The sequence below is a fragment of the Actinomadura sp. 9N215 genome (genome assembly GCF_044326345.1).
Lineage (GTDB): Bacteria > Actinomycetota > Actinomycetes > Streptosporangiales > Streptosporangiaceae > Spirillospora.
The window spans coordinates 131,095-147,514 of sequence record NZ_JBIRBA010000012.1; the positions used below are offsets into that span (position 1 = coordinate 131,095).

General features: G+C 71.0%; 17 protein-coding genes. 9 read left to right on the forward strand and 8 right to left on the reverse strand.

Annotated elements, in window-relative coordinates; all coding sequences use genetic code 11:
* Positions 1-34 precede the first annotated feature (34 nt).
* On the forward strand, positions 35-1,030 hold the full coding sequence (gene bioB / locus ACH34T_RS21180) for a biotin synthase BioB (RefSeq protein ID WP_395993912.1): 996 nt from the start codon (positions 35-37) through the stop codon (positions 1,028-1,030).
* A 6-nt stretch (positions 1,031-1,036) separates the two neighbouring features.
* Here the strand turns inward: bioB and ACH34T_RS21185 are convergent, their stop codons facing one another.
* The 3 genes from ACH34T_RS21185 to ACH34T_RS21195 form a co-directional block, all read right to left on the reverse strand.
* Complete coding sequence (locus ACH34T_RS21185) at positions 1,037-1,687, reverse strand: Uma2 family endonuclease (RefSeq protein ID WP_395993913.1); 651 nt, start codon at positions 1,685-1,687, stop codon at positions 1,037-1,039.
* A 118-nt stretch (positions 1,688-1,805) separates the two neighbouring features.
* Positions 1,806-2,609 carry a GntR family transcriptional regulator gene (locus ACH34T_RS21190; protein WP_395993914.1) on the reverse strand — a complete coding sequence of 268 codons (804 nt, stop codon included), beginning with the start codon at positions 2,607-2,609 and terminating at the stop codon, positions 1,806-1,808.
* A 36-nt stretch (positions 2,610-2,645) separates the two neighbouring features.
* Positions 2,646-3,827: an 8-amino-7-oxononanoate synthase gene (locus ACH34T_RS21195; RefSeq protein ID WP_395993915.1), complete on the reverse strand. Its 1,182-nt coding sequence runs from the start codon at positions 3,825-3,827 to the stop codon at positions 2,646-2,648.
* Positions 3,828-3,893: 66 nt separating this feature from the next.
* Between ACH34T_RS21195 and ACH34T_RS21200 the strand changes: the two genes are divergently transcribed.
* Positions 3,894-5,600 carry a histidine kinase N-terminal domain-containing protein gene (locus tag ACH34T_RS21200; RefSeq protein WP_395993916.1) on the forward strand — a complete coding sequence of 569 codons (1,707 nt, stop codon included), beginning with the start codon at positions 3,894-3,896 and terminating at the stop codon, positions 5,598-5,600.
* Between the two features lie 70 nt (positions 5,601-5,670).
* Here ACH34T_RS21200 and ACH34T_RS21205 read toward each other — a convergent pair whose 3' ends face one another.
* Both ACH34T_RS21205 and ACH34T_RS21210 read right to left on the reverse strand, forming a co-directional pair.
* Positions 5,671-5,913 (reverse strand): WhiB family transcriptional regulator, encoded by a 243-nt coding sequence (locus tag ACH34T_RS21205; RefSeq protein WP_328353619.1) that lies wholly within the window; start codon positions 5,911-5,913, stop codon positions 5,671-5,673.
* 294 nt (positions 5,914-6,207) lie between these two features.
* Entirely contained in the window at positions 6,208-7,140 is a 933-nt protein-coding gene (locus ACH34T_RS21210; protein ID WP_395994038.1) for a diacylglycerol/lipid kinase family protein, read from the reverse strand.
* 142 nt (positions 7,141-7,282) lie between these two features.
* Between ACH34T_RS21210 and ACH34T_RS21215 the strand changes: the two genes are divergently transcribed.
* Positions 7,283-7,816 carry a hypothetical protein gene (locus tag ACH34T_RS21215; RefSeq protein WP_395993917.1) on the forward strand — a complete coding sequence of 178 codons (534 nt, stop codon included), beginning with the start codon at positions 7,283-7,285 and terminating at the stop codon, positions 7,814-7,816.
* Positions 7,817-7,851: 35 nt separating this feature from the next.
* Here ACH34T_RS21215 and ACH34T_RS21220 read toward each other — a convergent pair whose 3' ends face one another.
* The 3 genes from ACH34T_RS21220 to ACH34T_RS21230 form a co-directional block, all read right to left on the reverse strand.
* Entirely contained in the window at positions 7,852-8,664 is an 813-nt protein-coding gene (locus tag ACH34T_RS21220; protein WP_395993918.1) for an RNA polymerase sigma factor SigF, read from the reverse strand.
* Entirely contained in the window at positions 8,661-9,089 is a 429-nt protein-coding gene (locus ACH34T_RS21225) for an anti-sigma factor (RefSeq protein WP_328353611.1), read from the reverse strand. Before ACH34T_RS21225 ends, ACH34T_RS21220 begins: the two co-directional genes overlap by 4 nt.
* Positions 9,090-9,224: 135 nt before the next feature.
* A complete protein-coding gene (locus ACH34T_RS21230; RefSeq protein WP_395993919.1) occupies positions 9,225-10,241 on the reverse strand; it encodes a sugar kinase in 1,017 nt (338 codons plus the stop codon).
* A gap of 107 nt (positions 10,242-10,348) precedes the next feature.
* Between ACH34T_RS21230 and ACH34T_RS21235 the strand changes: the two genes are divergently transcribed.
* From ACH34T_RS21235 to ACH34T_RS21260, 6 genes are all read left to right on the forward strand, one after another.
* Positions 10,349-11,116: a phytanoyl-CoA dioxygenase family protein gene (locus ACH34T_RS21235; RefSeq protein ID WP_395993920.1), complete on the forward strand. Its 768-nt coding sequence runs from the start codon at positions 10,349-10,351 to the stop codon at positions 11,114-11,116.
* Between the two features lie 6 nt (positions 11,117-11,122).
* Positions 11,123-12,175: a DUF4432 family protein gene (locus ACH34T_RS21240; protein ID WP_395993921.1), complete on the forward strand. Its 1,053-nt coding sequence runs from the start codon at positions 11,123-11,125 to the stop codon at positions 12,173-12,175.
* Positions 12,172-12,975, forward strand: coding sequence for an SDR family NAD(P)-dependent oxidoreductase (locus tag ACH34T_RS21245; RefSeq protein ID WP_395993922.1), 804 nt, complete (start codon positions 12,172-12,174; stop codon positions 12,973-12,975). The genes ACH34T_RS21240 and ACH34T_RS21245 overlap by 4 nt, the downstream gene beginning before the upstream one ends.
* 181 nt (positions 12,976-13,156) lie before the next feature.
* Complete coding sequence (locus ACH34T_RS21250) at positions 13,157-14,134, forward strand: alpha/beta hydrolase (protein WP_395993923.1); 978 nt, start codon at positions 13,157-13,159, stop codon at positions 14,132-14,134.
* A gap of 30 nt (positions 14,135-14,164) precedes the next feature.
* Entirely contained in the window at positions 14,165-15,004 is an 840-nt protein-coding gene (locus tag ACH34T_RS21255; protein ID WP_395993924.1) for a FadR/GntR family transcriptional regulator, read from the forward strand.
* 144 nt (positions 15,005-15,148) lie between these two features.
* Positions 15,149-16,420 (forward strand): ABC transporter substrate-binding protein, encoded by a 1,272-nt coding sequence (locus tag ACH34T_RS21260; RefSeq protein ID WP_395993925.1) that lies wholly within the window; start codon positions 15,149-15,151, stop codon positions 16,418-16,420.

Here is a 16,420-nt window from a genome sequence, read left to right on the forward strand (position 1 = left end):
CCGCGATAGCCACGGCCTCGACAAGGAGCAACACGTGACCGACATCCTCGAAGTCGCCCGCCGCCAGGTCCTCGACGGCGGGCAGGGCCTCGCCGCGGAGCAGGTCCTGCAATGCCTGACCCTGCCGGACGACCGCCTGGACGCCCTGCTCGCGCTCGCCCACGAGGTGCGCATGCGGTGGTGCGGCCCGGAGGTCGAGGTCGAGGGCATCGTGTCGCTGAAGACGGGCGGCTGCCCCGAGGACTGCCATTTCTGCTCGCAGTCCGGCACGTTCGAGTCGCCGGTGCGGTCGGTGTGGCTGAACATCCCGGAGCTGGTCGAGGCGGCGAAGGAGACCGCGAGGACGGGCGCGACCGAGTTCTGCATCGTCGCCGCCGTCCGCGGCCCGGACGAGCGGCTGATGTCGCAGGTCCGCGACGGCATCAAGGCGATCAACGACGCCGTGGAGATCAACATCGCGTGCTCGCTCGGGATGCTCACCCAGGAACAGGTGGACGAGCTCGCCGCGATGGGCGTCCACCGCTACAACCACAACCTGGAGACGGCCCGCTCCCATTTCCCGAACGTCGTCACCACCCACTCGTGGGAGGAGCGCCGGGACACGCTCCGCATGGTGAAGGACGCCGGAATGGAGGTGTGCTGCGGCGGCATCGTCGGCATGGGCGAGACGATCGAGCAGCGCGCCGAGTTCGCCGGCCAGCTCGCCGACCTCTCACCGGACGAGGTCCCCCTGAACTTCCTCGCGCCCCGCCCCGGCACCCCGTTCGCAGACTTCCCCCTGGTCGAGGGAACGGAAGCGCTGAAAACAATCGCCGCGTTCCGCCTCGCCCTTCCCCGCACCATCCTCCGCTATGCGGGCGGCCGCGAACTCACCCTCGGCGACCTCGGCACCCGCGACGGCATGCTCGGCGGCATCAACGCCATCATCGTCGGCAACTACCTGACCACCCTCGGCCGCCCCGCCGAAAAGGACCTGGAACTCCTCACCACCCTCCAGATGCCCATCAAGGCCCTGAGCCAGACCCTCTAGGACGGGTCAGTTGTCCCAGGATCTCCACTCGGTGGTGTCGATGTCGATGTCGAACGGGTCGGGGAGGTGAATCGCCTCGCCGAACGCCCAGGACTCCTGGTGCAGGTAGGCCCCCAGGGCTTGGTCCGGGATGGAGTACAGGATGGCGCGCGCGATCTTGGGCGAGCGGTCGACCAGCAGGTAGTACGGGATCTCGGCCCCTGCGTAGCCGTTCCACTTGTTGTTGCGGTGCGCCCGTCCCGTGGGCTGCTGGTCGTTCTTGGCGTTGCTGGACGAGGTGACCTCCACGACCAGTTCGACTTGGTCGGGCACCACCGTCCGCACTCCGGCGCGCCGTGCGGCGAGATACACCTCCTGGTCTATGAGCATGATGTCCGGAACGTAACCGTCGCCGATCCCGACGAGAGACATCCCGGTTCCGCTGTCCGTCCGCCAGGGAAAGTCGGGCCCGAGCGCGCGGTTGAAGACCAGCGTGATGTCACCGGCGATGGCGTTATGCGGGAGCCCGGGCGGCGGGGACACGACGACCTCTCCTCCGATGATCTCGACTCGGAATCCTTCGGGGGCGTCGACGTGGTCGTCGAGTTCACCGCGCACCCACAGGTTGTAGGGCGTGTCGGGCAACAACGACACTTCTTCGTCTGACAGGACCTTCACGTTGTGTGACTCCTCTCTCACGATCTGCTCCCGATTATCGTAGAGAAGGTTTTTACCCAGCGTAGCCAAATCGTTCGAACTGGTGGTCGAGAATCTGGAGGAGAGTCGGGCCCGCAGGTCAGCGGCGGAGGCGGGTGATGAACTTGTAGCGGTCGCCTCGGTACAGCGACTGGGCCCATTCGACGGGCTGGCCCGTGGTGTCGAAGGCGTGCCGGGAGAGCAGGAGCATGGGGAGGCCGACGTCCACCCCGAGGAGCTGCGCGTCGTGGGGGGTGGCGAGGACGGTCTCGATGGTCTCCTCGGCCTCGGTCAGGTGGACGTCGTAGGCGGTGGCGAGCGTCTCGTACAGGGAGCGGTGGCGGGGGAGTTCGCGGCGCAGGCCGGGGAAGCGGCGCGCCGGGAGGTGCGAGGTGTCGATCGACATGGGCTCGCCGTCGGCGAGGCGGAGCCGGTGGACGCGCAGGACGCGCCCGCCCGGCCGGATGCAGAGGAGGGTCGCGAGGCGCTCGTCGGCGCTGACGTATCCGGCCTCCAGGATGCGGGTCTCGGGGCGCAGCCCGTGGTGCCGCATGTCCTCGGTGTAGCTGACGAGCTGGAGTTCCTGGGAGACCTTCGGTTTGGCGACGAAGGTGCCCTTGCCCTGGATGCGCTGGAGGCGTCCTTCGACGACGAGCTCGGTGAGGGCCTGCCGGACGGTGGTACGGGACGTCTCGTACTTCTCCGCGAGGGTCCGTTCGGGCGGCAGCGGGCTGCCCGGGGGCAGCGACTGGATCAGCTCGACGAGGAGTTCCTTGAGCTTGTAGTACTTGGGGATGCGGGGCGCCTGGTTCGGGTGGCGCTTACCGACGTCGCCGAGTGAGGCCCGGTCGTAGCCGTGCTCGAAACCGCCCCCGTGCCGGGGCCCGCCCCTGACCTCCGTCACGGCATCTCCTCACGTTCATCACCGGTTTCCCCGATGTTATGTGTGAAGACTACGGCCGGTAGAACACGTGATCTTCGCCAGGGCCTGCCGGACGAGTGTGAGGACCGGCTCGTCCAGTGTGGCCCGCGCGGTGAGGCGGAGGCAGGCCCGGCCCTTCGGGACGGACGGGGGCCGGAAGCACCCGACGCGGAGCCCGTGCTCGGCGCAGATCCCGGCGGCGCGGACGGCGGCGTGCGGTTCGCCGAGGAACACCGGGACGACGGCCGCGGCCGGATCGGTGGTCTCAAGGCCGGAACCGGCCGCGAGGTCGGCGATGCGGCGGGCCAGGTCGCGGGCGCGTCCGGGCAGGGCGGGGTCGGTTTCGAGGACGTCGAGCGCGGCGAGCGCCGCACCGGCGGCGGGCGGGTTCAGCCCGGTGTCGAAGATGAACGACCGGCCGGTGTCGATCAACGTGTCGATCACCTCTGGGGCGCCGAGCACCGCGCCGCCCTGGGACGCCAGCGACTTCGACAGCGTGACGGTCAGGACCACGTCGGGTTCGCCCGCGAGACCGGCGGCGTGCGCGGCGCCGCGGCCGTGCTCGCCGACGATGCCGAGCGCGTGCGCCTCATCGATCACCAGCAGGGCGCCGTGCGTCCGGACGGCGGCGTGCAGGGCCCGCAGGGGCGCGAGATCGCCGTCCACGGAGAACACGGCGTCGGTGACGACGACCGCGTGGTCCTCGTCGCGGTCGGCGAGGGCCTCCTCGACCGCGGCGACGTCGCGGTGCGGGACGATCACGACGCGGGACCGCGACAGCCGGCACGCGTCCACCAGCGAGGCATGGTTGACCTGGTCGGACACGACGAGCGTGCCAGGACCGGCGAGGGCGGTGACGGCGCCGAGGTTGGCGAGGAAGCCGGAGGAGAACGCGAGCCCGGCGGCGCTGCCGGTGAACGCGGCGAGCCGCCGGTCCAGCTCGGCGTGCAGCTCGGTCGTCCCGGTGACGAGGCGGGAGCCGGTGGACCCGGTGCCCCACTCGCGGGCGGCGGCGACGGCGCCCGCGACGAGGCGGGGGTCGCCGGCGAGCCCGAGATAGTCGTTGGACGCCAGGTCGACGAGCCCGCCGGTGCCGGGCGGGCGGGGACGCAGCGTCCTGCGGAGCCCGGCCTCGGCGCGTCGCTCCGCCGCGTCCCGGAGCCTGGCCAGAGGGTCGAGTGCCGCGGTCATACCGGGCATCCTGCCAGGCCGTGGACAGTCCAGGGGACGGGCGGGGCACCAAAGCGCATCGGCGATGATGGTGGCGTGCCTACCTTGACCAATCTCGTCCGCGATCACAGCGAGCTCACCGACGCCGATCTGGAGTGGCTGCACGCGCTGGTGTCGGACTGGCAGCTCCTCGCCGACCTGTCGTTCGCGGACCTGCTGCTCTGGGTGCCGCTGCGGTCGGCGGACGCGCTGCCCGCCGACGGGACGTCCCGCCGGGCAAGGCCGGTGCCGGACGGCGACGCGACGGTCCCCGGCTGGGTGGCGATCGCCCAGATGCGCCCGACGACCGGGCCGACCGCCTACCCGGAGGACCTGGTCGGCAAGGTCGTCAGGACCGGACGGCGCGGGCTGATCGACGTGGCGTGGCGGGAGCGGCGGATCGTCCGGGAGGGCGATCCGGAGTGGGGGAGCGGCATTCCCGTCCGGGAGGAGTCGATCCCGGTGCGGCGCGGCGACAAGGTCCTCGGCGTGATCCAGCGGAGCACGAACCTCAGCTCGGCGCGCACGCCGAGCCGCCTGGAGCTGACCTATCTGCAGAGCGCCAGCGACCTCGCGACGATGATCTGCGAGGGAACGTTCCCGGCGCCGGGCGAGGAGCCCAACCTGGTCCGCTCGCCGCGCGTCGGCGACGGGCTGATGCGGCTGGACCGGTCCGGCCGCGTCACCTACGCCAGCCCGAACGCGCAGTCGGCGTACCGGCGGCTCGGCTACCCGGCGGACCTGGTCGGCGACGCGCTCGGGCAGGTCACCGCCGACCTGTGCGACACGGGGGAGCCGATGGAGGAGGCGCTGAGCGTCGTCCTGTCCGGCCGCGCGCCCCGCGAGGTGGAGGTGGAGTCGCACGGGTCGATCATGCAGCTGCGGACGATCCCGCTGGTCGTCGGCGGGACGCGGATCGGCGCGATCGTGCTGTGCCGGGACGTCACCGAGCTGCGCTGGCGCGACCGGGAGCTGCTGTCCAAGGACGCCACCATCCGGGAGATCCACCACCGGGTGAAGAACAACCTGCAGACGGTGGCGGCGCTGCTGCGCCTCCAGGCCCGCCGCCTCCAGATCCCGGAGGGCCGGGCGGCGCTGGACGAGGCCGTCCGCCGGGTCGGGTCCATCGCGATCGTGCACGAGACCCTGTCGCACACCCCCGACGAGCTGATCGACTTCGACGACATCGCGGACCGCGTGATCACGATGGCGGGGGAGGTGTCGACGCCGGAGACCAAGGTCGCGCCGAAGCGGACGGGCAGTTTCGGCGTCCTGCCCGCCGAGGTCGCCACGCCGCTGGCGATGGCGCTGACCGAGTTGCTCCAGAACGCCCTGGAACACGGCCTGACGAACCGCTTCGGGACACTGGAGGTCGTCGCCCACCGCCACGGCGAAGGCGAGCCCCCCCGCGCCCGACCCGACACACCAGGCTGGACGGACCGGACGGGCGCCGCCGGTCGTACGGGCGGTGCCGATCGAGCGGGTGACGCTGATCGGACGGGCGCCACCGATCAGCGGGAGCCGGGCGCCGACAACGGACGGCTCGTCGCGATCGTCGCCGACGACGGCATCGGCCTCCCCGCGGACTTCGACGTGGAAGGCACGACCAGCCTGGGCCTTCAGATCGTCCGGACGCTGATCGTCGGGGAACTCGGCGGCCGCCTCGACTTCCGCCCCCGCCCCGGCGGCGGCACCGAGGTCGTCGTCGACATCCCCCTCACGGCCCGCCAGTCCCCCCGCCACCAGCCCCCAAGACCCGCCTGACCCTGAACGCGGGACGCTGAGCGCGGGTGAACGCGGGACGCTGAGCGCGGGATCGTTAAATGCGGGACCTTCAGACGCGAGCGCGGGCGGCGCGGCGCTTCAACGCGCGGCGTTCGTCTTCGCCCATGCCGCCCCAGACGCCGGACTCCTGGCCGGATTCGAGCGCCCAGCGCAGGCAGGCGTCGGTGACGTCACAACGCCGGCATACCTGCTTGGCCTCTTCGATCTGCAGGATCGCGGGCCCGGTGTTGCCGATCGGGAAGAACAGCTCGGGGTCCACGTCACGGCAGGCTGCGCGGTGGCGCCAGTCCATGCGGTCCACTCCTTCGTCAGGTGGTGGAGAGACTCCACTCTTGTGAACGGTTTCACATGTCGCGAACACCCGGGTGGCGGTGGCCATCTCCAGGGGTGAATGTTCGGCGGCGCTGCGGGACAGGAGACCGGCGTCGTCGGGGATCTCTTGTCGGTGGGCGCACTTTGAGCGTGTCAGGGCAGGCTGGGGCGACGCAAGACCTTTGAGAAAGGATTCTCAAAGTATGGATGTCGCATGTGTCACATCCGTGGGTCGAGCGTGTTACTTGGCTCTCGCCTGGCGGCCCATACGGCCTCAAATGACGATGCGTATTGCCTTCGGGACCGAACGGAACGTCACGCTGCGCTGTTCGCCAAGGTAGTCGCCGTCCAGCTGAAAGGCCATCGGACGCTCCGCGCGCAACGTGACCTCCGCCGCATCGTGCACGTTCACCACGTGCCGTCCCTGCACCGGACGGGCGCGGGCGGTGAGCATCTGCGCCACCGCCCCGAGCGTCGGGCCGACGTCCAGCGAACGCATGCCGAACACGTCCAGGCCGCGAGAGAAGTTCGCCTTGGGACTCGGATTCACCGGGAGGCGGCCCATGAAAGTCCATGGAGAAGTATTCGAGATGAACGCCAGGAACAGTCCGGTTTTCGGCGGGCGTCCCGGCTGTTCCAATGTGAGCGCGGGACGCCGGCGATCCGTGCCGGAGAAGAAATGCCGGATCGCCGTCTGCACGTACAGCGAGTTGTACGCGGTGGCGCCGGCCGCGCGGCGGCGCTCGACCTCCCGGACGACCTCGGCGTCCAGCCCGACGCCCGCGCAGAACGTGAAATAGCGCTCCGCGCCGCCCGGATGGGCGGCCGTGCAGAGCCCGATCGTCCGGTACCGTCCCGCGCGCAGCGCTTCGAGGACCGCCTTCGTCGCGCCGATCGGGTCGCCCGGCAGGCCGAGCGTGCGGGCGAACACGTTGGTGCTGCCGGACGGCAGGACCGCCAGCGCCGGCAGGTCCGGGGACGGCCCGTGGGCGAGCAGCCCGTTGACGGCCTCGTTCACCGTGCCGTCGCCGCCGAGCACGATCACGACGTCGTAGCCGTCCACGGCCGCCTGCCTGGACAGCTCGGTCGCGTGGCCGCGGTGGCCGGTCTCGGCGAGGACGAGATCGAGGTCGCCGGCGAAGGCCCGCATCAGGATGTCGCGGGCCCGCCGGGAGGTGGAGGTCGCCTTGGGGTTGGCGATGAGCATGGCGCGCACGGCGTCAGGGTATCGATCGTTCCGGATGCGTTTCGCCCGGTGTCGCCTGTCGTTCCAGGGGACGACCCTCCAGGCCCCGGACAAGATGACCTTGAGCACGGTCCAGAGGCGGGTACGAGTAGGGTTTCGGGTTGTGTCCAAGCGTCCCATCACCGTGCAGGCCGCCGCCGCTCTTGAGGCCGTGGAGGGCGCCGCCGCCGTCGGATTCGGCGTCTTCACCGGAGTGGAGACCGCCACCGGCGGCGCCGTCGACCCGCCCAGCGCGATCGGGGTCACCGTCCTCGCCCTCGCCGGCGGCCTCGGCATGCTCGCCTGCGCCCGGGGGCTGCTGCGCGCCGACCAGTGGAGCCGCGCCCCCACGGTGCTGACCCAGCTGTTCGCGCTGCCGATCGCGTGGTCGCTGTGGCAGAGCGACCGGCCCGCGGTCGCGGGCCCGATGGCGGCGGTCGCCGTCCTCGCACTCGTCACCGTGCTCAGCCCGCCCAGCACCGCCTGGCTGATCACCGACCACGACGAGGACGAGGCCGGAGAGCACGATGAGGGCGCCGATGCGCTGGAGAACGCTGAGCCCGAGCCCGAGCCCGAGCGGGCGCAGGGCCACGGTGAACCGCGGTCCCTGGGACAGCGCCTCAAGGACCGCCTGAAAGAGCAGCCCACCAAGGACTGACCTGTTCGTGCGGGGAGACGCCCCGCACGATCGGGCTACTCGTCGGCGGTGAGGCCCTCGCGGAGCTGGGCCAGGGTGCGGGCGAGGAGCCGGGACACGTGCATCTGGGAGATGCCCAGCTCGGCCGCGATCTGCGACTGGGTCATGTTGCCGAAGAACCGCAGCAGCAGGATCTTCTTCTCGCGGGCGGGGAGCTTCTCCAGCAGCGGTTTCAGCGACTCGCGGTACTCGACGCCCTCCAGCGACTCGTCCACCATGCCGAGGGAGTCGGCCACGGCGGGCGCGTCCTCGTCGCCGGAGTCGGGCGCGTCCAGGGAGACCGTGGAGTAGGCGTTGGCGGACTCCAGGCCCTCCAGCACCTCCTCCTCGCTCATCTGCAGGTGCGCGGCCAGCTCGCTGACGGTCGGGGCGCGGCCCTCCCGCTGGGCGAGATCGCTGATCGCCTTGGTCAGGGAGAGCTTCAGCTCCTGGAGGCGGCGCGGCACGCGCACCGCCCAGCCCTTGTCGCGGAAATGCCGCTTGATCTCACCGACGATGGTGGGCGTGGCGTAGGTGGAGAACTCCACGCCGCGTTCCAGGTCGAACCGGTCGATCGACTTGATCAGACCGATCGTGGCGACCTGGATCAGGTCATCCAGCCACTCGCCGCGGTTGCGGAAGCGGCGGGCGAGGTACTCCACCAGCGGCAGGTGCAGTTCCACGAGCTGGTCGCGGATGCGCTGGCGCTCCGGGTCGCCCTCCGGCAGCTCGGCCAGGCGCTCGAACAGGCCACGGGCGCGGGCGCGGTCCGGGACCGCGCTCTCGGACCGCTCGTTGCCCGCGCCGGCGATCGTCGTCTTCTCTGTCACGGGGCCCCCGCCGTGCCGCGGCGCTTCTGCAGCGTCACGGTGACCCGGTCGTCGGCGCCGACCTGCGCGTCGACCTCGCCCGCCAGTGACGACAGGACGGTCCAGGCGAAGGTGTCGCGGCTCGGCACCTCGCCGTCCACGGTCAGCACGGACACGGAGATGCGCATCGCCTCGCCGGTCAGCTCGAACTCGCAGACCAGGTCCGTTCCCGGGACGGCCTGGGCGAGCAGCATCGCGCACGCCTCGTCGACGGCGATGCGCAGGTCTTCTATCTCGTCCAGCGTGAAGTCCAGTCTGGCCGCCAGGCCCGCGGTGGCGGTCCGCAGGACGGACAGGTAGGCGCTCGCGGCGGGCAGCTTCACCGTCACCACGTCGCGGACGGACAACTTCGTACTGGTCGGCATCGCAGCGGTTTCCTCGGTCACGTCACTCCCTCGCAGGATGGTCCCGCTGCTTCCGAAACTACCGCCTGCAAGCCCCTGTTCGAGACTTCAAAGACCCGTGTCTGAGGTGTTTATTGCAGTGCGCTCCTCCTTCGGTCGCGATCGCGGCGGTTCGGGTCAGCGCGTGGCCGGGGTCAGGGGCTCGGGTTGTTGCGTATGTGGGTGCGGGTTCGCGGTTTCGTTCGGGTCCGGTGGGAGGAGGGCGCCTCGGTGGGCTATGACCTGGGCGGCCAGTTCTGTCGCTGACTCCGCGGCCGCTCTGCGGGAGGCGCCGGTGAGGCGGGCCGCCAGGTAGGCGCCGTTGTAGGCGTCGCCGGCAGCTGTGGTGTCGATCACATTTGTGTCGGGGACGGCGGGGACGGGGTCGTGGGTGGTGGCGTCGGCGATCAGGCTGCCCTGGGCGCCTTGTTTTACGGCCATCTCGGTGACGCCTTTGGCGCGCAGGCGGTGGACGGTGTCCGTGGCGGACGCGTCGCCGAAGACGGCCTGGTCGTCGGTGAGGGTGGGCAGGGCGATGTCGGTGCGGGACAGGACGGCGTCCATGGCGGCGGCCGCGGCGGCGGGGGAGGGCCATCCGGCGGGGCGGTAGTTCGTGTCGAACGCGACCAGGCCGCCGCGGCGGCGCGTCTCGTCCAGGACGGCGAGGAGGCGGTCCCGGGCGGGGGCCGACAGGATCGACAGGGTGATGCCCGACAGGTAGACGAGGTCGTGACCCGCGATGGCGTCGTCGATCTCGGTGGTGTGGGACGGGCCGAACAGGCCACGGGCGGCGGACTGCGACCGGTAGTACTGGAACGTTCTCTCACCGTGCTCGTCGGTGCGGATGAGGTAGAGGCCGGCTTGGCCGCCCGGGACGGCGCGGGTGTGCGCGGAGCCGACGCCGTGCGCGGCCCATGACTCCCGCATCCGCGTGCTGTAGGGGTCGTCGCCGATCAGGGTGACGAACTGGACGTCGGCCGTCCCGGGCGCGGCGCTGCGGGCGAGGTAGGCGGCGACGTTGAAGGCGTCCCCGGCGTAGCCGAGGCCGAGGCGGTCGGGGGCGACGTGGCTCAGCTCGATCATGCACTCGCCGAGCAGGGCGATGCGTGCGGGGCGTCCGGTGTTCGCTCTCGCCGCGGTGTCCAGCGCGCTCATGGCGGTCCTCTCTACGGGGCGTCCGCGATAGGGCGACAATACATCTAGACAACAAGTGATCTAATGACTAAGACTTCCTGTGCCTAGACTCACATGAAAGGACGCGCATGCACGACGATCAGATGCGAGGCTACGACGAGAACGGCTACGCGATCTTCAAGAACGTCCTCGATCCCGCGCTGATCGCGGAGGCGGATCAGCACGTCAGGTGGCTGCAGGAGCGCTATCCCGACCGGACGGGCGAGGACCTGTCGACGGAGCTCGTCGCCAAGGACCCGTTCTGGGTGCGCCTCGTCTCCGACGACCGGCTGCTGGACGTCGCCGAGCGGTTCATCGGGCCCGACATCGCGCTGTTCGCGTCCGCGTACATCGCGAAGCCGCCGTTCACCGGGAAGGCCGTCCTGTGGCACCAGGACGGCGCGTTCTGGCCGCTGGAGCCGATGCGCGTCGTGACGCTCTGGCTCGCCATCGACCACTCGACGCCCGAGAACGGCTGCCTGCGCGTCATCCCCGGCAGCCACAAGGAAGAGCTGCACGGTGTCAGGGAGCGCGATGACGCCGAGGCCGTGTTCGGGGTGGAGAGCGCGGTCGGGGTGGACGAGTCGCGCGCCGTGGATCTGGTGCTCGAACCGGGGGACGTCGAGGTCCACCACCCGAACATCATGCACGGCAGCGACGCCAACGAGTCGCCGAACCGGCGCTGCGGGCTGACGATCCGGTACATCCCGACGTCGACGCGGATCACGCAGGAGCCGCTGCCGTTCCCGTCCGCGCTGCTGCTGCGCGGCGAGGCGGGCGTGAACGAGTACCAGCCGCGCCCGCGCTACGCGCCGGGCGAGCATTTCGCGTTCAGCGGCGCGGAGAGCTGGGGCTGACGCGGTTTGGCGTACCGACGACACCGGCCGTCCCGGAACTGGGGCGCCCGCGTCCACGAGATCACCTGGGCGGGGCTGGACGCCCTGGTGCTGGAGAACGAGCTGCTGCGGGTGACCGTCCTCGCGGGCAAGGGCGGCGACATCGCCGAGTTCTGCTTCAAGCCCCGCGACATGGACTTCGTGTGGCTGTCGCCGGACGGACTGCGTAACCCGCGGGACGTCGCGGGCGGCGGGGCCGACGACACCGCCGTGTTCCTCGACTCGTACGAGGGCGGGTGGCAGGAGGTTCTGCCGAACGGCGGCGCACCCAGCGACTATCGGGGTGCGGCGTTCGCGCAGCACGGCGAGGTGGCGGGGCTGCCCTGGGACGCCGACATCGTGGCCGACGGCGCGGACGAGGTCGCGGTGCGGCTGACCGTCCGGGCCAGGCGGATGCCGCTGCGGCTGGCGAAGACGCTCCGGCTCAGGGCCGGTGAGGCGGAGCTGGTCGTGGAGGAGGAGCTGGCCAACGAGTCCGGGGTGGGGCTGGACGTGATGTGGGGCCACCACATCGTGTTCGGCGCGCCCTTTCTGCGTCCCGGGCACCGGATCAGGCTGCCCGGCGGGGCGCGGGTCGTCCCGCACGAGACCGCGATCGCGCGGGGCGGCCGGCGGGTCGCCGCGGGCGGGCCGTACCGGTGGCCGCGGGTTCCGGGCGCTGGGGGCGGGGAGGTTGATCTGGACGTCGTCCCTGGTCATGGGGCTCCCAGTGAGATCGTTTACCTCACCGGGCTGGACGAAGGACGGTACGAGGTCGTCGATCCGGACGGCGGGCTCGGGCTGCGGGTGCGCTGGGACGCGACCGTCCTGCCGCACCTGTGGCTGTGGCAGGAGTCCGGCGCGACCACGGGCCATCCGTGGTGGGGACGCGCGTACGTGATGGGGCTCGAACCGTTCGCCGGATACCCGACGGACGGGCTCGCGGCGGCGGCCGGCAACGGCACCGCGCTGCGGCTGGACGCGCATTCCACCCGGAGCCTGTGGGTGCGCGCGGGCGTCATCGATGGGGAGGGCACGTGACGGAGTTCGACGGCAAGGTCGCGGTCGTGACCGGCGGGTCGCTGGGGATCGGGCGGGCCGTGGTGGAGCGGCTCGCGCGCGACGGCGCCGCGGTGGTGTTCTGCGGCATCGGCGAGGACGGCGTCCGCCGGACGGAGGCGGACCTGCGCGCGGACGGGCTGGACGTCGCGGGCGTCGTGGCCGACGTGACCGATGCCGCGCAGATGTCCGCGCTGGTCGGGACGGCCGTGTCCCGGCACGGAGGGCTCGACGTGGTGGTGACCTGCGCGGGCGTCCAGCGGTACGGGACGGTCGAGGAGACGTCCGAGGAGCTGTGGGACGAGGTGCTCGGCGTGAACGTCAAGGGCGTCTTCCTGACCTGCCGCGCGGCCGTCCCCGAGCTGCGGCGGCGCGGCGGCGGGACGATCGTGACGATGTCGTCGGTGCAGGCGTTCGTGTCGCAGGACCGGGTCGCCGCCTACAGCGCGAGCAAGGCCGCGATCAACGCGCTGACGCGGTCGATGGCGCTCGACCACGCCGCCGACGGGATCCGCGCGAACGTCGTGTGCCCCGGGTCGGTGGACACGCCGATGCTGCGCTGGGCCGCGGACCTGTTCCGCGGGGAGGTGAGCCAGGACGCGCAGGTCGCCGAGTGGGGGCGGGCGCATCCGCTCGGACGCGTCGCGCGCGCGGACGAGGTCGCCGAGGTGGTGGCGTTCCTCGCGGGGCCGCGCTCGTCGTTCGTGACCGGCGCCGAGCACCGCGTGGACGGCGGCCTCCTCGCCCGCAACCCGGCCGCCCTCCCAGAGATTCAGACCTAGATCGTCAGAGATCTAGACATCAAGTCATCTGATGAATCATGATGTCGGCTCATGAGCGTGAATTCCGTCCCCTTCCGGCGCCGGCGGGCGCGTGCCGCCGCCGTCGCGTCCGCCCTGCGCGCCCCCGGGTGACCTCCCGTCCGGGGGCGCGCGCTTCCCGTCCGACCTCTGGAGCGTGAACATGGATCCCGAACTCGCCGCCGCGCTCGACGGCATGCCGTACGTCGGGCTGTCCGACCCGATCAAGGCCCGTGCCTCGATGCGCGCCCTGGTCGACGCCCTGGACGAGCCGACCACGACCGGCGCGGACGCCGACGTCGAGGACAGGACGATCCCGGGCCCGCCCGGGGCGCCTGACGTCCCGGTGCGGATCTACCGGCCGCGCGGGACGACGCGTCCGGCGCCGGTGCTCGTGTACTTCCACGGCGGCGGGTTCGTCACCGGCGATCTGGAGAACGAGCACGGCCGCTGCCTGACGTTCGCCGGCGAGGACGGCATCGCGGTCGTGTCGGTCGGCTACCGGCTCGCGCCCGAGCACCCGTTCCCCGCCGGGTTCGCGGACTGCTACACCGCGACGGTGTGGGCGTACGAGCACGCGGCCGAGTTCGGCGGCGATCCGGAGCGGATCGCGGTCGGCGGCGGCAGCGCGGGCGGCGCGCTGGCGGCGGCCGTGGCGCTGCGCGCACGCGAGGCGGGCGGCCCGTCGCTGGTGTTCCAGATGCTGCTCTATCCCGTCCTGGACAATCGCATGGACACCCCGTCGATGCGGACGTTCACCGAGCCGCCGCTGTTCAACCGCGGCGACGTCGAGCACATGTGGCGCCACTACCTGGGCGGACGGGCCGGGGCCCGGGCCCGCGTCCCGGCATACGCGGCGCCCGCCAGGGCGGCCGACCTGCACGGCCTGCCGCCCGCCTACATGCTGATCGCCGAGCTCGACCCGCTGCGGGACGAGGACTTCGCCTACGCGCAGCGGCTGATCGTCTCGGGCGTTCCCACCGAGGTCCACCATGTGCCGGGCGCGTGCCACGGGTTCGACGGCATCATGTCGGCGCGGCTGGGACGGCTGGCCTTCGCGGAGCAGCGCGCCGTTCTGCGGCGCAACCTGCACGGACGACCTGCACGGACGACTGGACAGCAGCACCGGCTAAGTGATTAGATGACTTTACTTCTCAGGGACGAGGTGGCGATGTCACAGGATGTGGCCCGGCCGAGCCTGGCGGACGCGCTCACGGAGCGCATGCTGGAGCTGATCAGGTCGGACGGCCTGCGCGCCGGCGACCGGCTGCCGTCGGCGCGGGAGCTGTCGCAGCGGTTCGCGGTGACCACGCCGACGCTGCGGGAGGCGCTGCGCCGGCTGGAGGCGACCGGCGCGATCCAGCTCCGGCACGGCTCGGGCATCTACGTGGGCGCCGACCTCGAACGCGTCGTCATCCCGAACCCCAACGTCCGCATGCTGGAGAGCGACCGGCTCCTCCAGCTCCTGGACGCCCGGCTGCTCATCGAGCCGCCGCTGGCCGGACGGGCCGCCCGCCTGTCCGAGCCCGCCGACATCGACGTCCTCCGCGCCATCCTCGACCAGGCCGGCGCGGACCTGGCCGCCGTCGCCCACGAGGCGGACGCGCAGCCCCCGAACCCGCAGTCCCCGAACCCGCGGGCCGCGGGCAGGTCCGCCGCGGGCAGGCCCGGCACGGGCAGGCCCGGCACGGGCAGGCCCGGCACGGGCAGGTCCGCCGCGGACGCGCAGGGCGCGGAAGCACGCCTGCACAAGGCCAACATGGCCTTCCACCGCGAGGTCGCGGGCGTCGCGGGCAACTCCGTCCTCTGCGAGGTCATCGACTCGCTGCTGTCGGTGCACGCGTCCGAGCAGCGGGAGATACAACGGATCTTCGACGACCGCACCCGTGACTTCGAGGAGCACAAGTCGATCCTCGGGGCCATCGAGGCCGGCGCCGAGCGCGAGGCGGAGTCCCTGATGCGGGCCCATCTCGCCGACGTCAAGCACGTGATAGAGCAGCGCATCGCCTGACCGCGCATACCCTGCCGCCCGGTGGAACCGCCGGGCGGTCTGTTCACCCTTCCCACAATTCCCTCAAGCCGAATCCCCAGGTCATTCCGAAACCTCAGGTCCTTCGACCACCCCGATCGGGCACCCCGATGAAGGAGGCTCACCATGTTGTCGTCCAAGCGACTGCGGGTGACCGCGCTCACCGTGAGCGCGCTGCTGCTCGCCGCCGGCTGCGGGTCCGGCGACTCCGGCGAGAGCGCGTCCGAGCTGAAGCTCTACAACGACAAGGGCGCCTGGAAGCCGTTCTTCGAGCAGATGGCCACCGTCGGCAAGCAGCAGACCGGCCTCGGCATGAAGCCCGTCGGCTACACGGACGAGCCGAGCTACACGGCGTTCATCAAGACCTCGTTCCGCACCAAGGTCAAGCCCGACCTGTTCACCTGGTCGACCGGCGGGCGCCTTGAGGAGATCGTCAAGCAGAACCAGGTCGCCGAGACGACGCAGATCTGGCAGGACGCCGTCAAGAGCGGCGACCTCACCGACGAGCTGAAGAAGTACTACACCGTCGGCGGCAAGCAGTACTGCGTCCCGCTGAACACCGGCTACTGGGGCATGTTCTACAACAAGAAGATCTTCGCGAAGTACGACCTCAAGCCGCCCACGACGTGGGCCGAGCTGGAGAAGACCGCGCAGACGCTGAAGTCGAAGGGCCAGATCCCCTTCCACCACACCACGCCGACGTCGCTGTTCTCCTTCGCCTGGTTCGAGCAGCTCCTCGCCGGGACCGACCCCGACCTGTACGAGCGGCTGTCGACGGGCCAGGCGTCCTACACCGACCCCGGCGTCGTCAAGGCCATGGAACGGTGGAAGTCGATGATCGACTCCGGCTGGTTCTCCAAGCCGGGCGACAAGGCCGACCCCGCCGACCACTTCAAGTCCGGCAAGGCCGCCATGGTCGTCAACGGGACGTGGTTCAACACGAGCATGACCCAGCGCGGCCTCAAGCAGGGCACGGACTACGGGTTCTTCTTCATCCCGAACGTCGACCCCGCGCTGCCGAAGCGGTCGCTGATCTTCGAGAGCGGGCCGCTGTGCTCGCTGCGCAAGGCGCCCGACACCGAGGCCAGCGCCAAGTACCTCAAGTGGTGGATCACGCCCGCCGCGCAGGAGAAGTGGGCCAACGCCCGCGGCGACGTGTCCGGCAACCCGAAGGTGAAGGTCGCCGACCCCGAGCTGGACAAGGTCACCAAGGAGGCGGCGTCGCAGCAGAACCGGCTCCTGCTGCGCTACTTCGAGGCCGCGCCGGCGCCCGTCCTCACCGAGGCGCTCAGCGGGTTCGACAAGTTCCTCAACGAGCCCGGCTCGTACATGGACGTCCTCAAGACCATCCAGAAGGCGAATGAGGACTACTGGAAGAACAACAAGGCCGGAAGCTGA

Excerpts from the sequence above, each read along its gene's own strand:
- ACH34T_RS21195 (WP_395993915.1), bottom strand. The coding sequence starts at position 3,827 with ATGCCCGGTATGACCGCGGCACTCGACCCTCTGGCCAGGCTCCGGGAC.
- ACH34T_RS21205 (WP_328353619.1), bottom strand. The coding sequence starts at position 5,913 with ATGGACTGGCGCCACCGCGCAGCCTGCCGTGACGTGGACCCCGAGCTG.
- ACH34T_RS21210 (WP_395994038.1), bottom strand. The coding sequence starts at position 7,140 with ATGCTCATCGCCAACCCCAAGGCGACCTCCACCTCCCGGCGGGCCCGC.
- ACH34T_RS21230 (WP_395993919.1), bottom strand. The coding sequence starts at position 10,241 with ATGAGCGCGCTGGACACCGCGGCGAGAGCGAACACCGGACGCCCCGCA.
- ACH34T_RS21235 (WP_395993920.1), top strand. The coding sequence starts at position 10,349 with ATGCACGACGATCAGATGCGAGGCTACGACGAGAACGGCTACGCGATC.
- ACH34T_RS21250 (WP_395993923.1), top strand. The coding sequence starts at position 13,157 with ATGGATCCCGAACTCGCCGCCGCGCTCGACGGCATGCCGTACGTCGGG.
- ACH34T_RS21255 (WP_395993924.1), top strand. The coding sequence starts at position 14,165 with ATGTCACAGGATGTGGCCCGGCCGAGCCTGGCGGACGCGCTCACGGAG.
- ACH34T_RS21260 (WP_395993925.1), top strand. The coding sequence starts at position 15,149 with ATGTTGTCGTCCAAGCGACTGCGGGTGACCGCGCTCACCGTGAGCGCG.